This window comes from Geomonas oryzisoli (assembly GCF_018986915.1).
GTDB classification, from domain to species: domain Bacteria; phylum Desulfobacterota; class Desulfuromonadia; order Geobacterales; family Geobacteraceae; genus Geomonas; species Geomonas oryzisoli.
In genome coordinates, this window is the sequence record NZ_CP076723.1 from 4572179 (window position 1) to 4589938 (window position 17760).

At 61.0% G+C, this 17760-nt stretch carries 20 protein-coding genes; 12 read left to right on the plus strand and 8 right to left on the minus strand.

The features are described 5' to 3' along the window. Positions 1–430 precede the first annotated feature (430 nt). Positions 431–598, minus strand: coding sequence for a hypothetical protein (locus KP004_RS19885; protein ID WP_216800115.1), 168 nt, complete (start codon positions 596–598; stop codon positions 431–433). 103 nt (positions 599–701) lie between these two features. Next, positions 702–1079 (minus strand): response regulator, encoded by a 378-nt coding sequence (locus tag KP004_RS19890; RefSeq protein ID WP_216800116.1) that lies wholly within the window; start codon positions 1077–1079, stop codon positions 702–704. Between the two features lie 223 nt (positions 1080–1302). On the opposite strand from KP004_RS19890, the gene KP004_RS19895 reads away from it, so the two are divergent. The 4 genes from KP004_RS19895 (at position 1303) to KP004_RS19910 (ending at position 3531) form a co-directional block, all read left to right on the plus strand. Further along, entirely contained in the window at positions 1303–1482 is a 180-nt protein-coding gene (locus KP004_RS19895; RefSeq protein ID WP_216800117.1) for a hypothetical protein, read from the plus strand. A 309-nt stretch (positions 1483–1791) separates the two neighbouring features. Beyond that, positions 1792–2808 (plus strand): OmpA family protein, encoded by a 1017-nt coding sequence (locus KP004_RS19900; protein ID WP_216800118.1) that lies wholly within the window; start codon positions 1792–1794, stop codon positions 2806–2808. Positions 2809–2909: 101 nt separating this feature from the next. Next, positions 2910–3227, plus strand: a complete 318-nt coding sequence (locus KP004_RS21420; RefSeq protein WP_239026870.1) for a type II toxin-antitoxin system HicA family toxin — start codon at positions 2910–2912, stop codon at positions 3225–3227. Continuing rightward, a complete protein-coding gene (locus KP004_RS19910) occupies positions 3115–3531 on the plus strand; it encodes a type II toxin-antitoxin system HicB family antitoxin (protein WP_216800119.1) in 417 nt (138 codons plus the stop codon). The genes KP004_RS21420 and KP004_RS19910 overlap by 113 nt, the downstream gene beginning before the upstream one ends. Before the next feature lie 10 nt (positions 3532–3541). On the opposite strand, the gene KP004_RS19915 is transcribed toward KP004_RS19910, so the two are convergent. After that, positions 3542–4546: a M28 family peptidase gene (locus KP004_RS19915; protein ID WP_216800120.1), complete on the minus strand. Its 1005-nt coding sequence runs from the start codon at positions 4544–4546 to the stop codon at positions 3542–3544. Positions 4547–4729: 183 nt separating this feature from the next. Between KP004_RS19915 and ovoA the strand changes: the two genes are divergently transcribed. Beyond that, entirely contained in the window at positions 4730–6835 is a 2106-nt protein-coding gene (gene ovoA, locus KP004_RS19920) for a 5-histidylcysteine sulfoxide synthase (protein WP_216800121.1), read from the plus strand. Next, positions 6832–7986 carry a MalY/PatB family protein gene (locus KP004_RS19925; protein ID WP_216800122.1) on the plus strand — a complete coding sequence of 385 codons (1155 nt, stop codon included), beginning with the start codon at positions 6832–6834 and terminating at the stop codon, positions 7984–7986. The genes ovoA and KP004_RS19925 overlap by 4 nt, the downstream gene beginning before the upstream one ends. Positions 7987–8140: 154 nt before the next feature. On the opposite strand, the gene KP004_RS19930 is transcribed toward KP004_RS19925, so the two are convergent. Further along, positions 8141–9184 carry a GMP reductase gene (locus KP004_RS19930; RefSeq protein ID WP_216800123.1) on the minus strand — a complete coding sequence of 348 codons (1044 nt, stop codon included), beginning with the start codon at positions 9182–9184 and terminating at the stop codon, positions 8141–8143. Positions 9185–9355: 171 nt separating this feature from the next. On the opposite strand from KP004_RS19930, the gene KP004_RS19935 reads away from it, so the two are divergent. Then, on the plus strand, positions 9356–10612 hold the full coding sequence (locus KP004_RS19935) for an MFS transporter (RefSeq protein ID WP_216800124.1): 1257 nt from the start codon (positions 9356–9358) through the stop codon (positions 10610–10612). A gap of 17 nt (positions 10613–10629) precedes the next feature. Here KP004_RS19935 and KP004_RS19940 read toward each other — a convergent pair whose 3' ends face one another. Beyond that, the gene (locus tag KP004_RS19940) at positions 10630–11634 is read right to left on the minus strand and encodes a tRNA dihydrouridine synthase (RefSeq protein WP_216800125.1); all 1005 of its coding nucleotides are present in this window, start codon (positions 11632–11634) and stop codon (positions 10630–10632) included. Positions 11635–11768: 134 nt separating this feature from the next. Further along, positions 11769–12275 carry an FKBP-type peptidyl-prolyl cis-trans isomerase gene (locus KP004_RS19945; RefSeq protein WP_216800126.1) on the minus strand — a complete coding sequence of 169 codons (507 nt, stop codon included), beginning with the start codon at positions 12273–12275 and terminating at the stop codon, positions 11769–11771. 219 nt (positions 12276–12494) lie between these two features. Between KP004_RS19945 and KP004_RS19950 the strand changes: the two genes are divergently transcribed. Beyond that, complete coding sequence (locus tag KP004_RS19950; protein WP_216800127.1) at positions 12495–12701, plus strand: MerR family transcriptional regulator; 207 nt, start codon at positions 12495–12497, stop codon at positions 12699–12701. A gap of 105 nt (positions 12702–12806) precedes the next feature. Here the strand turns inward: KP004_RS19950 and KP004_RS19955 are convergent, their stop codons facing one another. Next, on the minus strand, positions 12807–13265 hold the full coding sequence (locus tag KP004_RS19955; RefSeq protein WP_216800128.1) for a hypothetical protein: 459 nt from the start codon (positions 13263–13265) through the stop codon (positions 12807–12809). A 229-nt stretch (positions 13266–13494) separates the two neighbouring features. On the opposite strand from KP004_RS19955, the gene KP004_RS19960 reads away from it, so the two are divergent. From KP004_RS19960 to KP004_RS19970, 3 genes are all read left to right on the plus strand, one after another. Next, complete coding sequence (locus KP004_RS19960) at positions 13495–14142, plus strand: YceH family protein (protein WP_216800129.1); 648 nt, start codon at positions 13495–13497, stop codon at positions 14140–14142. A gap of 9 nt (positions 14143–14151) precedes the next feature. Next, positions 14152–14454, plus strand: coding sequence for a DUF2288 domain-containing protein (locus KP004_RS19965; protein ID WP_216800130.1), 303 nt, complete (start codon positions 14152–14154; stop codon positions 14452–14454). Between the two features lie 146 nt (positions 14455–14600). Beyond that, positions 14601–15323 carry a DUF1847 domain-containing protein gene (locus tag KP004_RS19970; RefSeq protein WP_216800131.1) on the plus strand — a complete coding sequence of 241 codons (723 nt, stop codon included), beginning with the start codon at positions 14601–14603 and terminating at the stop codon, positions 15321–15323. On the opposite strand, the gene KP004_RS19975 is transcribed toward KP004_RS19970, so the two are convergent. After that, the gene (locus KP004_RS19975; RefSeq protein ID WP_216800132.1) at positions 15307–15510 is read right to left on the minus strand and encodes a hypothetical protein; all 204 of its coding nucleotides are present in this window, start codon (positions 15508–15510) and stop codon (positions 15307–15309) included. The two genes, KP004_RS19970 and KP004_RS19975, sit on opposite strands and share 17 nt — an antisense overlap. A 264-nt stretch (positions 15511–15774) precedes the next feature. Here KP004_RS19975 and KP004_RS19980 point away from each other — a divergent pair, with 264 nt between their 5' ends. Then, positions 15775–17757, plus strand: a complete 1983-nt coding sequence (locus KP004_RS19980; RefSeq protein WP_216800133.1) for an APC family permease — start codon at positions 15775–15777, stop codon at positions 17755–17757. Positions 17758–17760: the final 3 nt, after the last annotated feature.

Sequence of the window (17760 nt, forward strand, 5' to 3'; positions counted from 1 at the left end):
ATTAAAATAAAGTAGACCATGTTTAAAGTAAACATGACCGTGTTCAAATTAAATAAGGGTGTAGTTAAACTAAAGCAGCATCTTCATTAGTGATCGACGGTGGTTTCGAACGAAAAGGTGAGGATTTTGGAAAAAGCAAGGGTGCAATTACGATAATGGAGGTGGACCTGGATTATAAAGTGGGGTGAAAAATGACCAGGCTCGGCTTTAGCGTAAACTTCAAGCCTCCGATTCGAGCCGGCGGCGGCTGTTTTTAGCAAAAACAGGTGTCATTTAATATAAACATGACCGCATATTAGAAAAAGCAGACTTATATTAGAAAAATGAGGTTGGAGGTGGCCTGATGACAACGGCAACCTGCTGCTGCCCCCCGACGGCGCCGCCCCACGTTGTGCAGGAGGCGGTTCCGTCGGGTTTGCGTTGAATCCGTTTACCTGCGCCAGCCGTACGGGCCGCGGCCGTAGCGACCGTCGTAGTCGCCGTAATAACCTCCGTGATGGTGTCCACCGTAAAAATCATCCACCGGCACGACGACGCAGGCCGACAGCAGTGACGGTACCACCAGTAGTGCGATTAGATACCGGATTTTCTTTTTCATCTCGATTCTCCTTTTTCCCGGGGCACGTTGCCAGTGTCTCCAGGGTAGGAGGAAATTGAGGATGAAATATGGAGCAAAAAAGAAAACCGGAGCTACTTTGCTTTCAGGTGCCGCACAAAACGTTCTTGATGGTGTCGTAAATCTCCCTTGGCTCGAAAGGTTTCTTCAGTATCCCCTTGGCCCCGACTTTCATCACCGCGCTGGTGTCGCTGGGGCAATCTGAGGCGCTGCTGGTGAGCACGTTGGCGTTTTTGTTCAGCGCGATCATCTCCCTCGTGGCGTCAATACCGTTTTTGACGGGCATATAAACGTCCATGATCACGATATGCGGGCGATGCGCAAGGAACATCCGAACTCCCTCGATTCCATCCGCCGCTTCGGCAACCACAGTGAATCCGATCCTGCCGAGAATGTCGCGCAACGAATCACGATAAAACTTCTCATCATCGACTATCAGTATCCGTACATCCTTCAGGGCCATCGGTCCTCCCCTTGCGCTTGGCGCCAAAGAGTTTTCAGGAAGAAGATGTTATGACTCCTTGACCTGCCGCATTGTGATATTTACATGAGGCTGGATTTCGAAGAATATATAAATCTTTCCTTCTGCCAGGTCAATTTAAAATATATGAAGTATGGAATGTTGGCGCCAACAGCCGTGAAGACCTGCTATGATGGATCATCAACTCGCACAAAAGGAGAACGACATGAGCGAGAAGGAAGACTGTCCAAAACCGAAGCAACACCCGGCGCATATGTGCCAGTTGAAACATGAGGGTAGGATCGAGGAGATCGACAGGCATTCGGCCCGACCGAACTTCGTCTGCAACCGGTGCCGCGCCAAGGCTGACGAGGAGGATTACCTCTGCAACCCGCGGCCACTGTAGCACCGCCTGTATATCAATATAGCCACGGCCGCCGACTCGGGCGGCCGTTCTTTTTCAGCTCCTCCGAGTCGACGACAGGGTCACACTCAGCACCATTCCCGTCATTGTATTGGTGTAAATTAATTCCCTTCGCCGCTGGAATCTTTAATCATTTCAAAGTAAATTTTATTTGCCCGGCTTGGCACAGCGCTGGCTGAAATGTACCTTGGCCTCTGATCGAAGCCGGCTGTTCTTTGATCCCGTCTGCCTGTTCCAGGCATGTGAATGTCGACAGACAGTTAAAAGGGAAAAATGTGATAAGGAGGTAACATGAGAAGAGAGAAACAGTTGAGGGGGGCTTTGCTGCTGACGGCTTTGGTCTCGGTGGGGGCCATGTCCGGCTGCGCTCATTACGAGGTCAATAGCGGGCGCGGCAATATTCCCGGCTACTACATCGTCGCCGACGTGCAGCAGGCCGATAAAGCGATCGAAGCGGCCCGTGCCGAGGGTAAGGACAAGCTCTGCCCGGCAGAGTTCGCACAGGCCGAAGCCGCCAAGAATCACGCCTACGACGTCCTGAGGGCCTGCCACACCGAAGAGGCGATTGCGCTTGCCAAGGATGCCACCGCCAAGGCCAAGGCACTTTGCCCTGCCAAGGCACCCGAACCTGCGCCCAAGCCGGTCGAGCCGCCGCCTCCCGCCCCGGCTCCCGTCGCTCCCACCGATCAACTGACCGTCACCCCGTCGTCGGTCACCAAGGGGGATTCCGTCACTCTCAATTGGCAATCCAGCAACGCGACCAACTGCGTCATCGAACCGGGCATAGGACCGGTGCAGCCGGCGGGCTCGATGGTGGTCACCCCGCAGGACAGCGTCGGCTATACCCTGACCTGCACCGGGGCCGGCGGCAGTGCGAAGAGCACGGCGAAAGTCGACGTGGCGGTCCCCGCACCGAAGCCTGCACCGGTGGTAGTGGTGCCGCCGCCCGAACCGGCCAAGCTGTGCAAGCCGACGGTGATCAACATCAAGTTCGACACCAACAAGTCGGACATCAAGGCGGAGTACCATGACGAGCTGAAGGCGCTGGCGGACTTCCTCAAGGAGTTCCCCAACGCCAAGGGGACCATCGAAGGGCACACCGACAGCGTCGGCGACAAGGCCGCCAACATGAAGCTCTCGCAGCGTCGCGCCGACAGCGTGCGCAATTACCTGATCAAGAACTTCGGCATCGCCCCCGACCGCATCAAGGCCGTCGGCTACGGGCCGACCAAACCGGTGGCCAGCAACAAGACCGCGGCAGGCAAGCTGCAAAACCGCCGCATCGAATCCAACTTCAGCTGCGACTAGCGCTTCGCAAGCGATAGCCGCAATAGTCAAAAATAAGGCGCCCCCTGCCACGCAGGGGGCGCCTTTTCATTTAGGAACCCTGTTGTTGACTTACACCTTATATGTTGTATATCATCCGGATGACCGGGAAACAGCTTAAAAAGCTGCTGCTTGAATCGGGATGGCGGCTCGATCGCATTTCCGGCAGCCACCACATCATGATCAAGGATGGCCGCCGCTCCATTCCGGTCCCTAACCATGGCAACGTGGACCTGCCTAAAGGGCTGGTGCACGCGGTGCTCAAACAAGCGGGAATAAGGAATAAAAATGCTTTCGTATCCTGCACGCATAAAGAAGGACGCGGACGGTTACCTGGTGACCTTCCCCGATTTCGAAAATGTTATGACTTACGGGCTGACGATGGAGGAAGCCCTGCTTAACGCTGAGGAAGCGCTTAACGGTTGTCTCGAGTCGGACTTCGAGCGCAATTTCAAAATAGCGGAGCCATCACATGTCAACGGGAGGAACGTGCACCAGGTTCCGGTGGCTCCGCATGTGGCGGTAGCGATCATGCTTCGGACGCTGCGTGCCGAGCGTTCGCAGATGGAAATCGCCAAGCAGTTGAACATCGCCTACCAGGTCTACCAGCGCCTGGAAAACCCCCGCAAGGCCAACCCCACCATAAAGACACTGGAGAAGATCGCCAAGGTCTTCGGCAGACGCGTCGAACTCGGTTTTGTATGAACCTGCTGTCTCAATTACTGATGAGCTCCCCCACTACCCTGTCGAGTCCGGCGACGACGCGGCTTAGCTTGCCGTAGTCGATCTTGTCGGGGGTGTCGGAAGGCTGGTGGTAATGAGGGTAGCGGAAGGGGGCTGTGTCGGTGATCATGATGCCGGGATAGCCGAGCTGCCAGAAGGACCATTGATCGGACCAGCCGATGCCGGGAAGGCGTTCGGGGGCGGCCACCCCCTGGGACGGGAAGCGGGTGGTTTTGCGGAAGGTCCCGATGGCCCGGTGCACGATATCCCGTGACTTCACGTTTCCCACGAAGGCGATGAAGTCGCCGGTATCGGGATAGAAGCGGTCCAGCGGTGCCGGGTACCGCTGGCTTCCGGCTTTGTCGTAATAGCACCCCATAGTCTCCAGCGACAGCATGGCTACGATATTCTCGCCGCGCTCCCGGCAGCGCCGGGCGTAGATCATGCTTCCCATGGCCTTGCCCTGGAAGTACGGCGGTTCCTCGTTGGTGAAGGCGACGAAACGCAGGGTGCGCTCCGGCTGTACCGCGGCAAAGCGGCGTGCCAATTCCAGCAGGGCCGCCACTCCGGTGGCGTTGTCGTTCGCGCCCGGCGTGCCGGGAGCGGAATCGTAGTGGGCACCGATCACCACGACCTCTTCCGGAGACCGGCTCCCCCGCAGCACCCCCTCGAGATTCACCACCGTCCTTCCCTCTACCAGCTCGCTCTGCTCGCCGACCGTGAGGCCGTACTCCCGGAGCCGGTCGCCGACGTACTGCGCCGCGTCCTGGAGTGCGTGATAGTGGGCGACGTTTCTTTCCCCGATCTGTCCGGCCAGCACCAGGACATGCTCGTGCAAACGGTCGGCGAGCTGCTTTTCCTCCGGGGTGAGGGGAGGGAGCGGGCCCTTGTGCGTTTTGCCGGGCATCTTGACCATCGTTCCGCCCACGGCGCCAACGATAAGAAGTATCAGCACGGCGCAGGCAGCTACCCACACTATGGCTGTCTTGTAGTTCATAGAAGATTCCTTCCGGTAGGCTGCAACCAGCGAAAAGGATAATGTCGCCACCCCGGATGTCAATGTCATGAAAACCGCCAGAACCGAAGCTCGACGACTGCGGGAAAAGATCTGGTACTATAGAAGAACCGCTGTTCAGACAGAAGTGCAACCGTATTGTCACAGGGAAATGTGGAGGCAGACATGGATCTCAGAACCACTCATAGCGTAGTACTGAACGAAGGGGACCCGGAACAGAAACGCGCCGAGATACTGGAGTACTTCAACGCGACGTTTACCATAGACGAACTGCTCTACGACACCCTGAAGGACGACGGCGCTTTTTACCTGAGGGCCGACCGGCTACGCCACCCGCTTATTTTCTACTTCGGGCACACCGCCTCCTTCTTCGTCAACAAGCTGATGATAGCCAGACTCATCGAAAAGCGCATCGACCCGCGCCTGGAGGCCATGTTCGCCGTCGGCGTGGACGAGATGTCCTGGGACGACCTGAACGAGGCCCATTACGACTGGCCCACCCGGGCCGAGGTGAAGGTCTACCGAGACAAGGTGCGCGAGCTGGTGACGGGGTTGATCAAGACCCTGGCGCTTACCTTGCCGATCACCTGGGAGAGCCCGTTCTGGGCGATCATGATGGGGATCGAGCATGAGCGCATCCACCTGGAGACCTCCTCGGTGCTGATCCGGCAGCTTCCCATCGACCGGGTGCGCCGCCACGAGTTCTGGGAGATCTGCCGCGATGCCGGGGTGGCCCCGGAGAACGGACTGATCCCCGTTCCGGGAGGGCAGGTGGTGCTGGGCAAGGAAGAGGGGCATCCGCTCTACGGGTGGGACAACGAGTACGGCCGCCACGAGGCGCAGCTGCAAGGGTTCGCCGCGTCGAAATATCTCGTGTCGAACCGCGAGTTCCTTTCCTTCGTCGAGGGCGGTGGCTACCGCGAGGAGCGCTGGTGGACCGAAGAGGGATGGCACTGGCGCAACTTCAAACAGGCAGAGCACCCGCTGTTCTGGGTGGAACGCCCGCAGGGGTGGGGGCTGCGCACCATGGTCGAGGTGATCGATCTCCCCTGGAACTGGCCGGTGGAGGTGAACTACCTCGAGGCGAAGGCTTTCTGCAACTGGCTCGCCGACAAGACCGGCAAACGGCTCCGCCTGCCCAGCGAGGATGAATGGTACCGGATCTATGATGCTGCGGGTGTCCGCGACCCGCAGGAGTGGCGCGAGGCTCCCGGCAACATCAACCTCGCCTACTGGGCCTCGTCCTGCCCGGTGGACCGTTTCCGCTTCGGGGAACTCTCCGACGTCGTCGGCAATGTCTGGCAGTGGACGGAAACCCCCATCTACGCCTTCCACGGGTTCCGTATCCATCCCTGGTACGACGACTTCTCGACGCCGACCTTCGACACGCGTCACAACCTTATCAAGGGGGGCTCCTGGATCTCCACCGGGAACGAGGCGACCCGCGACTCCCGCTACGCCTTCCGGCGTCACTTCTTCCAGCATGCCGGCTTCCGTTACGTCGAAAGCGACAACCAGGTGCAGCTGCACGAGGACCCGTACGAGACCGATGCGCTGGCGGCGCAGTACTGCGACGCACACTACGGCCCGGAGCGTTTCGGGGTTCCCAATTTCGCCAAGGCTTGTGCAGATATTTGTTTGGAGGTAACATCCGGGCGCACCAGGGGGCATGCCCTCGACCTCGGCTGCGCGGTGGGACGTGCCAGCTTCGAGCTGGCGCGTGGCTTCGACAGGGTGACGGGGATCGACTTCTCCAGCAGGTTCTTCAGGCTGGCGGCGCGGATGCAGGAGGAAGGGTACCTCCGCTACGCCCTTCCCGAGGAGGGGGAGATCGTCTCGTACCATGAGCTGAGCCTGGATGAGTTGGGACTCGCCGCGCTGCGGGACCGGGTGCAGTTCTACCAGGGGGACGCCTGCAACCTGCCGGACAAGTTCTCCGGTTACGACCTGATCCTAGCCGCGAACATGCTGGACCGGCTCTATTCGCCGCGCCGATTCCTGGCTGGCATCCGCGGCCGTCTCAACAGCGGCGGGCTCCTGGTGCTGGTTTCCCCCTACACCTGGCTGGAGGAGTACACCAAGAAAGAAGAGTGGCTGGGAGGATACCGGGAGGCGGGCGAGCCGGTGTGGACCCTCGATGCACTCAAGGCAGAGCTGTCACCTCATTTCCGCATGCTGGGCGAGCCGCGCGACGTTCCCTTCGTGATACGGGAGACGCGCCGCAAGTTCCAGCACGGCATTTCCGAACTGACCGTATGGGAGCTTAAATGACGCAGAAGAAGTACGATTTCGACGAGATCATCGACCGGCGCGGCACCGCGAGCGAAAAATGGGACAAGTACCGCGGCCGCGACATCATCCCCCTGTGGGTGGCGGATATGGATTTCCGTTCGCCCCCTGCCATCATCCAGGCGCTGCACGAGCGGGTGGAGCACGGCGTGTTCGGCTATACCGCGCCGCCGGAGAGTCTGGTGCAGGCGGTGATGGACTCGTTGGAGGCGGAGTTCGACTGGCAGGTGCGCAGGGAATGGATCACCTGGCTGCCTGGGCTGGTAACCGGGCTCAACGTGAGCTGCCGTGCGGTGGGTGAGGCGGGGGACGATGTCGTCACCTTCACGCCGGTCTATCCCCCCTTCATGTCGGCGCCCCCCCTTTCCGGCCGTAACGTCATCAACGTGCCGCTTCGCTGTGACGGGAATGTATGGGGGCTGGACCTGGAGGCGCTGGAGGCCGCGGTGACACCAAGGACCAGGCAGCTTCTTTTGTGCAGCCCGCACAATCCGGTGGGGCGGGTCTGGACCCGAGATGAACTTGCGGCGCTGGACGATTTCGCGGTGCGGCACGACTTGGTCATCTGCAGCGACGAGATCCATGCCGGCCTGGTCCTGGAGCCGGGGGTGCGTCACATCCCGATCGCCACGCTCTCCCCGGAAACCAGCCGGCGCACCATCACCTTGATGGCGCCCAGCAAGACCTACAACGTGCCGGGACTCGGCTGCTCCTTCGCAGTCATCTCCGACGACACCCTGCGCCGCGCCTTCAGGAAGGCGATGGGGCGCATCGTGCCGCACGTGAATCTCTTGGGTTATACCGCCGCCGAGGCGGCCTACCGCGACGGGGAGGAGTGGCGCCGGGAACTTTTGGAATACCTGCGGGGCAACCGGGATCTGGTGGAAAAAGAGGTGACCGGGATGGGGCTAACCGTGGCGCGGGTCGAGGCGACCTACCTCTCCTGGATCGATCTGCGTGAGACGGGGATCGAGGACCCGGTGCGCTTCTTCGAGGAAGCCGGGGTCGGTCTTTCCGGGGGGAGCGACTTCGGTCTTCCCGGCTATGTGAGGCTCAATTTCGGTTGCCGGCGTGAACTGTTGCAGGAGGCGCTCGGGCGCATGCGGCTGGCGCTGGAGGGAAAAAGGGGGTAGCAGAAAGGGACAGGCTCCGTTAGGTGCCTGTCCCTCTAGCGGAACGCTCGGTTCCCCCCAACCACCTTATTCAAGCCCCTAAGGGGACAGGCACCTGGCGGAGCCTGTCCCCTCCTTCGGTGTAGGGCTGGGCAGAGCGGAAACGAATAGGGCATTACCCGAAAATCCTGTTCTCCTGTTCCCCCACCCTGATGAAGGTGGTGCGCTTGGTCAGCTCCTTGAGCGCGGCGGCTCCCACGTAGGTGCAGGCGGAACGCACCCCGCCCAGGATGTCCCGCACCGTCTCGTCGATCGGGCCGCGGTAGGGTACTTCCACCGTCTTCCCCTCCGAAGCGCGGTAATGCGCTACGCCACCGGAGTGTTTGTCCATGGCCGTAGCCGAACTCATGCCGTAGAAAAGTTTGAACTGCCGACCGCTGCGTTCAACGATCTGACCGCCGCTCTCATCGTGGCCCGCGAACATCCCTCCCAGCATGACGAAATCCGCCCCGCCGCCGAAGGCCTTGGCGACGTCCCCCGGGCAGGTGCAACCGCCATCGGACACGATTCTTCCCCCCAGCCCGTGCGCGGCATCGGCGCATTCGATCACCGCCGAAAGTTGCGGATAGCCGACCCCCGCCTTGACGCGGGTGGTGCAGACCGAACCGGGGCCGATGCCTACCTTGACGATGTCGGCACCGGATAACAGCAGTTCCTCGACCATCTCGCCGGTGACCACGTTGCCCGCCACGATGGTCTTGTCCGGAAAGCCGTCCCTCACCTTCTGCACGAATTCGACGAAGCTCTCCGCGTAGCCGTTGGCGACGTCGATGCAGATGAACTGCAGCTTGGGATGGTTGGCGATGATGGCCGAGAATTTGTCGTAGTCGCTGTCCGAGGTCCCGGTGCTGACCATGATGCGGTTGTAGATGTCGTCGCCGTGGTTGTGGTTGTCAAGCCAGGTATCCCACTCCGCCACCGTGTAGTGCTTGTGCAGCGCGGTCAGCATCCCGTGCTCGGCGAGCCGGTCCGCCACCTCGAAGGTGCCTGTGGTGTCCATATTGGCGGCGATCACCGGGATGCCGCTCCAATCGTACTTGCTGTGCAGGAACCTGAAGTGTCGCTGCAGGTCGACCTGGGCCCTGCTCTTCAGGTTCGACCGCTTGGGTCTGATGAGTACGTCGCTGAACCCCAGCTTTATGTCGCTTTCCAGGAACATGTCGTATCCTCCGTTAGGGTTTCCCTTTCTCTCAGGATCTGCCATACCACTGACACAGCCAGTAAAGAGAGTACCGGAAATCGATAGGTCCACAAGGTGTATGTGATTCCGCGCGCTTGGTTGAGTTTGACCCGGCGCTGTGCTAGAGTGCGCGGCGGAGGAGCGTATACAATGGTCGATGCACGTCAGCGCCGCCAGCGCTGGTTGATATTTTTCATCCTGTCCCTGATCTACATCCTGGTTTACTTCTATCGCGTATCGCTCGCCGTCGTCGCCAAGGACGTCTCGCGCGACCTGCACCTCACTCCGGCGCAACTGGGCTCGCTCTCCAGCATCCTCTTCTACGTGTATGCGGCGGCGCAGATCCCGCTGGGGCCGATGATCGACCGGCTGGGGAGCCGCGTGGTGATCAGCGGCTGCGGCGTGTTGACCGCCATCGGGGGGATCCTCTTCTCGCAGGCGGGAAACATGGGGCAGGCGCTGGCAGCGCGCATCCTCATCGGCATCGGGACCGCGTCGGTGTTGATGGCGACCTTCAGCCTTTTCAGCCACTGGTTTACCAGGCAGGAATTCGGCAAGGTTTCCGGGCTGATGGTCGCGGTCGGGAACATGGGTAACCTGGCCGGGACCGCACCGTTGGCATTGGCGGTGGCGTGGATCGGATGGCGCAACTCGTTTCTTGCTATCGGAGTGATGCAGGCTGTCGCCACCGTGCTGGTCTTTTTGCTGGTGCGCGACCGGCCCACGGTGGCCGTGGAAGGTGCCGGCGAGCCGGCGCCGGCGAAGATGGGGATGTTGCAGGCCTGGAAGCACATCACCACCAACCGGGACTTCTGGCTGCTGGCGGGCCTGGCGTTCGCCTGGTACGGGTGCTACCTGGCGGTGCAGGGGCTGTGGGGCGGGCCGTACCTGATGGAGGTGCTCAAGCTGACGCGCGAGGAGACGGGGCGGATGCTGATGTTCACGTCGATCGGCTTCATCTGCGGGAGCCTCGTCATCGACTCCGTCGCCCGGAAGCTGATGCATTCCTACAAGAAGACCTTTCTCTGGGGGCAGATACTGTTGCTGGTCCTGATGATCGGTTTCCAGGGGCCGCTCGATCATCTCCCCCTGCTGCTTCTGAGCGGATACTTCTTCTGCCTCGGACTCGCCGTGTCGAGCGGCGTCATGATCTATCCGATCAACCGTTCCATGTTCCCGGTTTCCATCGTCGGCACCGCGCTCACCTCCATCAACCTCTTCGTGCTGCTGGGAGCGGCTTCGGTGCAGCAGAGCATGGGGATGGTCATCGATGCCGTAGGCAAGACTACGCCGGAAGCGACGGTGCAGGCGTTCCATTCGGCGTTCCTGGTCCCGGTCGGCGTGCAGGCCGTGGCGGCGGCGTTGTTCTTTTTTGCCAGGGATTACTGGGAGGAGCCCAGGGGCTAGGGACTAGGGACTGCGGACTAGGGGGCGAGGTCTTCGACTGCGGCGCGGAAGGCGTGCAGGTTCTTGGCGCGCTTGAGCTGCTTCAGCTCACGCTCCAACTCGTGGTCCTCCACGTTGGAAACCACACCCTTGATCTTGCCGAGCACCTGCATGTCCCCGCAGAAGAGTTTGCCGTAAAGGGGCAGCAGGTCGCTCAGGTAGCGGTGCAGCATGGCACGCCTCTCGGCACGATCCGGTTCGGCGGCGGCGCGGCCGCGCAGCCTCTCGAAAAGCATCGGCTCGCCGATGCCGCCGCGACCCAGCATGAGGCCGGCCGCCCCGGTTTGTTCCAGCAGTTCCAGGCCGAATGCGGCGCTCCTGATGTCGCCGTTGGCGATCACGGGAATGGAGGTCCGCTTGATCACTTCGGCGGTGACGGCGTGGTCGGCGAAACCTTCGTAGGCCTGGCGCACAGTGCGCGGGTGCAGCACCAGGAAATCGACCCGGGAGCTCTCGAAGAGGGGGAGCAGCGAGAAGATCTGCTGCGGATCGTCGTACCCGGCGCGGATCTTGACCGAGAACGAACCGCGGACTTCCTCACGCAATGCCGGAATGATTTCTTCCAGAAGCTCCGGGCGCTTCAGCATCCCGCCCCCGGTCAGCCCACTGGTCATGCGCCCGTAGGGGCAACCCATGTTCAGGTTGATGTGTCTCGCACCGGCGTTCTGTGCGGTGCGCGCGGCGGCAACCAGCGCGTCCCTGCCGTGCCCGATCAACTGCACCACCAGCGGCACCCCGTTTTCCTCCGCGGCACATTCGCGCACGTCCCCCGGCATGAGCAGCTTCTTCTCGGACTGGGAGTTGACGCGCATGAACTCGGTCCATACCACGTCCGGCCGCACCCACGTGGTGAACAGCTCGCGCAGCGCGCGGTTGGTGAGCCCCTGCATGGGGGCGAGCATGAGCGGCTTCTCTCCCGGAGTCCAGGGGAGCACGTTGGCCGTTTGAGGATTGGTTGCGGGATTTGCTTCGGTATTCTGCATGCTTTTCAGGATGATGCGTTTTGGGGTACGGGATCAGCTCCGGGACGGGGCTGTCCTAAAAACTGTAGGGGCGAATAATCATTCGCCCCCACACTTCGACCGGCAACTTGTGCCCCCCTACGGGGACGATCAAGTTACAGGATTTCCAGCAGTTCGATCTCGTAGGTGATGTCTTCGCCGGCCAGCGGGTGGTTGGCGTCGACCACGATGGCGGTCTCGTTCACCTCGACCACGACCACGTCTACCGGCTCGTCGTCGTCGCCGGTCAGCTCGAGCTCCATGCCGACTTCCGGCTCGATGTCACCGGTGAGCTGCTCGCGGCTGATGGCGAACACCTCGTCCTCGTCGTACTCGCCGAAGGCGTCCTCGGCCGGGATCACGATGGTCTTCTTCTCGCCCGGTGCCATGCCGACCAGCGCCTCTTCGATCTGCGGGAAGAAGTCCTCGTTGCCGATGGTGATCTCCATCGGGCCGTGCTCGCCGCAGCCGCAGCCGTCGTCTTCGCAGCCGTCATCGCCGCAGCCGCAATCGTCATCTTCGCAGCAACCGGAATCGCCGATGGTGGTATCGATGATGGTGCCATCTTCCAAGCTGCCGGTGTAGTTGATCTTTACTTTGTCGCCTTGCTTTGCAATTGCCATTTTTACTCGGTTCCTTCTAATGGGGTTGATGTCTAGCTCCAGGCTATTCCCGGATGGTACGTGGGACGGTGCCCGCTAGTCCAGCAAAATCTGGTGCCGGCTCTCTTTTTTTGTCCGCTGTGACTGCGTCGCAGCCCCCTTTGTCTGGACAATCGTCACTTTACTGCGCGGGTCTCCTTGTGGAATCATTATCTATAGGGGGGAAGGAGGATTCGGGTCATGTCGGAAACGAAGAAGAAAGTGACGATGGAAGAGTGGAACTCCAGGTTCAGGTCCCTCGGGGTGGACGACAACATCATGGGGCACTGGCATACCCTGTTCGAAAGGGAAAACCCCTCGGGGCACCAGAGCTTTCTTGAATGGCTGGGGCTTCCCGAGGAGCGGATCGCGCAGGTGCGCGCCAAATCCGCGGAGTCGAAAAAATAAGCCCACCTCAAAAAAAGCCGCCACGGGTAGTGGCGGCTTTGTCGAAAAGCAGGTTGGTATTCGCCCCCTTTGGGGCGTTTTTTTTTAGCTCGACCCCGCCTCCGCCTACCGGGAGGCTTTCTTCACCGCGAAGCTGTAGCACTGCAGGTAGGTGAGGATGGTGAGCAGGAAGCTGTAGATGATGACGCTGAGGATGAAGGGATCGGACGGGGCGGCCAGGGCGAAGATGAAGTAGAAGCCCAGCACGGACATCTTGGTCACGTCGGTCCATCTCTTTTTCTTGGCGAACTCCTTGGCCTCCTCCTGGGTCGGCGTCTTCCCGGCCAGGTCGATGTCACGCTCGGCTTCCTTGGCCGCGAACCTGTAGATGGGGTAGAACAGCAGCATCTGGATCACGAAGGCGTACAGCACGCCGTTCATGAAGCGATATCCCCTGTTCAGGGCCTGCAGCCGCTGCTGAAAGTTGACCGCAGTGTACACCAGCAGGGCGATCAGCCCGAACTGCGCCACGGCAAAAATCTTTATCGTCTTGTTGATCTTCTTCAGGTCCAGGGTCGCCGCCATGTCACCTCCTTGCGTGGATTTGCTGCTGCAGCCTTAACTGCGCCATACCATAGCAAATAAAATGATGTTATACAACAGAAGAGTCTTGGCAGCAGCTACCGCTCTTTTTGCATTGAACCATGTCCGGGAATCTAGTAAGTTGGAGCGACTTCACGCACGGGTAGGGCACAAAGTGCACTGCCCGCTGTTTTATTGATGATTAGAAGCCCCCGGACAAAGGAGCTTTTCCATGGATGCGACACTGAACGCCATCGAAGTCAGAGTGCTTGGTTCCCTGATCGAGAAGGAACTGACCACGCCTGAGTACTACCCCCTTTCCCTGAACGCGCTGGTGAACGCCTGCAACCAGAAATCGAACCGCGACCCGGTTACCAGCCTCGATGAGGCCGAGGTGACCGGTGCCCTGGACGCGCTGCGTTTCAAGCAGTTCGCGCTCCTCTCCGGAGCCGGCGGCAGGGTCTCCAAGTACCGCCACGCGCTGGTGGAGAAGTTTCGGTTCACCCCGGCCGAGCTCGCGCTTTTATGCGAGTTGATGCTGCGCGGCCCGCAGACCGTGGGCGAGCTGAGGACGCGAGGCGAGCGGATGCACGCCTTTGCCGATCTGGCCGAGGTGGAGGCGGTGCTGCAGGACCTCATGGAGAGGACGCCTCCGCTGGTGACGCGCCTGCCGGTTCAACCCGGTCGCAAGGAACCCCGCTACTGCCAGCTCCTGTCGGGCGAGCCGGATCTTACGGAGCTGGCGGCCGCGTCGGAAGGCGGAAGGGGTGGCGCGGACAACAAACGGATCGCGGAACTGGAGCAGGAGGTTGCCGCCCTGCGCGAGGAGGTGGCGGTCCTGCGCCAGACCATCGCCGATTTCAAGAAAACTTTCGAATAGGAGTTTGAGATGACTGATGCCAAGGAGGAACTAGCCACCAAGGTCGATATCGCCGACTGGCTTTCGCTCAGGGCGCACCTGGAGCGCGGCGGGGTGATCGTGGTGGATCCCTTGCTGGAACTTGCCGAGGTGGGGGCGGCGCTGGCGGCGGACGAGGTGCAGGCGGTGCAGCGTTGGCTGTCGACTTCGCTTTTGAGCAAGCCGAGCCTGGAGCAGATACAGAAGTGGGATGCCGACAAGGGGAAGATTTTCAACTGCCTGATCATCTCGCCGTACGTCTTGATTCAGGAGCCGACCCCGCAAAACCCTTAATGCAAAGAGGGGAGGGGACTGGCTCCGCCAGGTGCCTGTCCCCTTGGCGGCTGAGCTGAAAGGAGCGTTCCGATAAAGGGACAGGCACCTAACGGAGCCAGTCCCTTCCCTGATGATCTTTGCTTGCAGCCTAAAAGGAGGGCGATATGGAAAAGGAATACGCCGAGGTAACCTGCGCTAGTTGCAGCGCGGTCTGGCAGAAGAAAGGAACCACCAACTGCTGGAGCGGCGATCCCGCCACGGCACCGCCCAGACCGGGCAACTGCCCCGCCGACAGACATGCCGCGGTGGTAAAGGAAACGGCGGAGCTCATGAAAGGGGAGAGCGAGGACGCCAAGATGGCCTTCGTGGCGGCCCGCGTGGAAGGCCTTTGCTACCAGCCGATCCCCGGCAGCGATGCGGTGAACGCGCGCTGGACCCGCGTCGAGGATACCATCGCTTTCGCAAAACTCATGGGGTACCAGAGGATCGGCATCGCCACCTGCATCGGGCTGCTCGACGAGTGCGAGCGGTTAGTCGCCATCCTGAAGGCCCAGGGCTTCACCCCGTTCAGCGTCTGCTGCAAGGCGGGGAGCATCGACAAGAAGGAGTTGGGACTGGCCGAGACAGACAAGGTGCGTCCCGGCACCTTCGAACCCGCCTGCAACCCGATCGCCCAGGCGGAAATCTGCAACGACCTCGACACCGACATGAACATGATCGTCGGTCTGTGCGTCGGCCACGACATGCTCTTCAACAAGTACTCGAAGGCCCCGGTCACTACCCTGGTGGTGAAGGACCGCGTCACCGGCCACAACCCCGCCGCCGTGCTCTACGGCCAAAATTTCTACTATAAGCGGCTCCAGAAGGGGCCTATGGTCGTCGAGTAGCGGAAAGCGGCTGCAGCACCCACCTGTTTTCTGCGGCCACGAATACCGGCACCTCCCTCCGCCCGTAGGGGGGAGGTGCTATCGCGGTCGCGCCGGCTGGAACGTTCAGACCGCCGGCCATGGCATCATCGGCATAATCCTCGCCGAGGTAGAGGCCGTCTTCCGTATTGAAAAGGTAGATCTTCATGTCGTCCTCCCCATGTTTTCCGTAATCTCCGATCTCCCGACCGGTTCTCCCAATCTCATGATTTCACCATAGCGCTTCGCGGATAAAGGCGGGATCAAGATCGAGCGCAAAGGCGTCATGAACTGATCAAGATCTTCCGACGCCGCACGCCCTCTTGATACTTTCTTGATGCGCCCGGCCGCATCTTGACACCCTCTTTATGCCGCACGCGGTAGCATCGTCCCAGGGCCGAAAGAGAAGAGGCCGGTTCAGGGAGGAGCGAGCATGGGACAGGAACTGCCTGCGGCAAGGCAAAATCTGGTCAAACGAGTGGCGACGGCTGTTTTCGGGGCGCCGAAATACCTGAAGGACCCGAGCCTTTTTCACAAGATGTCGCTCATCCCGGTGCTGGCCTGGGTCGGATTGGGTGCGGACGGGCTTTCCTCGTCGTCCTACGGTCCCGAGGAGGCGTTCCGGGCCCTGGGAAGCCACACCTACCTCGCGATCACGCTCGGAACCTTCACGGCGCTCACGGTATTTATCATCTCCTACGCCTATTCCCGCATCATCGAGCACTTCCCGCACGGCGGCGGGGGCTACATCGTGGCGACGCACATGCTGGGGGAACGGGCGGGGGTGGTCTCGGGGAGCGCCCTCCTGGTCGACTACGTGCTGACCATCACAGTCTCCATAGCCTCCTGCGTCGATGCCCTGTTCAGCTACATCCCTACGCACTTTCACGCCTACAAGGTCGAGGTGGCATGTGTCCTGGCCGTGGTGCTGATCGTGCTTAACATCAGGGGGGTGAAGGAATCGATCGCCGTCATGGCCCCGATCTTCATGGTCTTCGTCGCGACACACGCGCTCCTTCTGCTGGACGGCATCTTCACCCACACCGACCGTTTTGCGCCGCTTGCCGCCGGGTTTCGCTCCGGGCTCTCACATGACCTCTCCACCATCGGCGTCTTCGGCATCATGATGCTCTTCCTGCGCGCCTATTCCCTGGGGGGCGGGACCTATACCGGCATAGAAGCGGTCTCAAACGGCCTGCAGATCATGCGCGAGCCGCGGGTGCAGACCGGAAAGAGGACCATGATGTACATGGCGAGCTCGCTTGCGTTCACCGCCGGCCTGCTCTTTCTCTGCTATACGCTGATCGGGGTCCGGCCGGTGGAGGGGAAGACGCTGAACTCGGTGCTGGCGGACGCCCTCTTCGCCGACTGGCCGCTGGGCGGCGTGCTTGCATTCGTGACCATCTTCTCCGAAGGGGCATTGCTCCTGGTTGCCGCGCAGGCCGGGTTCGTCGACGGCCCGCGCGTCATGTCCAACATGGCGGTCGACTCCTGGCTGCCGCACCGCTTCGCGGCGCTTTCGGTGCGCCTCACCATGCGCAACGGCATCGTCCTGATGGGACTCGCCTCCATCGTGCTCCTGGTCTACACCGGCGGCAGCGTCTCCGCGCTCGTGGTCATGTACTCCATCAACGTCTTTCTTACCTTTTCCCTGTCGCAGCTCGGCATGTCGCGGTTCTACATCCAGCGCCGCCACGAGGACCCGCAGTGGGTGCGGCACCTGTCGGTGCACCTGGTGGGCCTGGTCCTTTGTGCCACCATCCTGGCCGTCACCACCGTGGAGAAGTTCGCGGAAGGGGGATGGCTCACCCTGCTCATCACCTCGGTCGTTATCGGCGTCTGCTACCTGATCAGGGGGCACTACCAGTCGGTGCGCAAGGGGATGGCGCAACTGGACGAGGCGCTGCTCGATTTCCCGACCACCGGCCCGGTCAACGAGGCGGCGCCCTCGCGCAACGATCCCACGGCGATCCAGCTCGTCTCCGCCTACTCCGGCTTCGGCGTGCATACGCTCCTTTCCATCCTCACCACCTTCCCCAGAACCTACAAGAACGTCATCTTCGTCTCGGTCGCCGTGATCGATTCGGGCTCGTTCAAGGGTGCCGAGGAGTTGGAGGCGCTGGAGCGGTCGGTTCAGGAGGGGCTTGTCAAATACGTGGCGCTGGCGAGAAGGCTCGGCTTTGCGGCGGACTACCGGCTGGCAGTGGCGACGGACGTGGTGGAGAGCGTGGTCCACATCTGCAAGGAACTGGGCGAGGAGTACCCGCGCTGCACCGTCTTCACCGGCCAGCTCACTTTCCGGCTGGAGAAGTTCTACCACCGGATGCTGCACAACGAGACCGCCTTCGCCATCCAGCGCCGCCTGCAGTGGGACGGCCTCACCACGGTGATACTGCCGATACGGGTGAGCATCTGAGGT

Excerpts from the sequence above, each read along its gene's own strand:
- KP004_RS19885 (WP_216800115.1), bottom strand. The coding sequence starts at position 598 with ATGAAAAAGAAAATCCGGTATCTAATCGCACTACTGGTGGTACCGTCA.
- KP004_RS19890 (WP_216800116.1), bottom strand. The coding sequence starts at position 1,079 with ATGGCCCTGAAGGATGTACGGATACTGATAGTCGATGATGAGAAGTTT.
- KP004_RS19895 (WP_216800117.1), top strand. The coding sequence starts at position 1,303 with ATGAGCGAGAAGGAAGACTGTCCAAAACCGAAGCAACACCCGGCGCAT.
- KP004_RS19900 (WP_216800118.1), top strand. The coding sequence starts at position 1,792 with ATGAGAAGAGAGAAACAGTTGAGGGGGGCTTTGCTGCTGACGGCTTTG.
- KP004_RS21420 (WP_239026870.1), top strand. The coding sequence starts at position 2,910 with ATGTTGTATATCATCCGGATGACCGGGAAACAGCTTAAAAAGCTGCTG.
- KP004_RS19910 (WP_216800119.1), top strand. The coding sequence starts at position 3,115 with ATGCTTTCGTATCCTGCACGCATAAAGAAGGACGCGGACGGTTACCTG.
- KP004_RS19915 (WP_216800120.1), bottom strand. The coding sequence starts at position 4,546 with ATGAACTACAAGACAGCCATAGTGTGGGTAGCTGCCTGCGCCGTGCTG.
- ovoA (WP_216800121.1), top strand. The coding sequence starts at position 4,730 with ATGGATCTCAGAACCACTCATAGCGTAGTACTGAACGAAGGGGACCCG.
- KP004_RS19925 (WP_216800122.1), top strand. The coding sequence starts at position 6,832 with ATGACGCAGAAGAAGTACGATTTCGACGAGATCATCGACCGGCGCGGC.
- KP004_RS19930 (WP_216800123.1), bottom strand. The coding sequence starts at position 9,184 with ATGTTCCTGGAAAGCGACATAAAGCTGGGGTTCAGCGACGTACTCATC.
- KP004_RS19935 (WP_216800124.1), top strand. The coding sequence starts at position 9,356 with ATGGTCGATGCACGTCAGCGCCGCCAGCGCTGGTTGATATTTTTCATC.
- KP004_RS19940 (WP_216800125.1), bottom strand. The coding sequence starts at position 11,634 with ATGCAGAATACCGAAGCAAATCCCGCAACCAATCCTCAAACGGCCAAC.
- KP004_RS19945 (WP_216800126.1), bottom strand. The coding sequence starts at position 12,275 with ATGGCAATTGCAAAGCAAGGCGACAAAGTAAAGATCAACTACACCGGC.
- KP004_RS19950 (WP_216800127.1), top strand. The coding sequence starts at position 12,495 with ATGTCGGAAACGAAGAAGAAAGTGACGATGGAAGAGTGGAACTCCAGG.
- KP004_RS19955 (WP_216800128.1), bottom strand. The coding sequence starts at position 13,265 with ATGGCGGCGACCCTGGACCTGAAGAAGATCAACAAGACGATAAAGATT.
- KP004_RS19960 (WP_216800129.1), top strand. The coding sequence starts at position 13,495 with ATGGATGCGACACTGAACGCCATCGAAGTCAGAGTGCTTGGTTCCCTG.
- KP004_RS19965 (WP_216800130.1), top strand. The coding sequence starts at position 14,152 with ATGACTGATGCCAAGGAGGAACTAGCCACCAAGGTCGATATCGCCGAC.
- KP004_RS19970 (WP_216800131.1), top strand. The coding sequence starts at position 14,601 with ATGGAAAAGGAATACGCCGAGGTAACCTGCGCTAGTTGCAGCGCGGTC.
- KP004_RS19975 (WP_216800132.1), bottom strand. The coding sequence starts at position 15,510 with ATGAAGATCTACCTTTTCAATACGGAAGACGGCCTCTACCTCGGCGAG.
- KP004_RS19980 (WP_216800133.1), top strand. The coding sequence starts at position 15,775 with ATGGGACAGGAACTGCCTGCGGCAAGGCAAAATCTGGTCAAACGAGTG.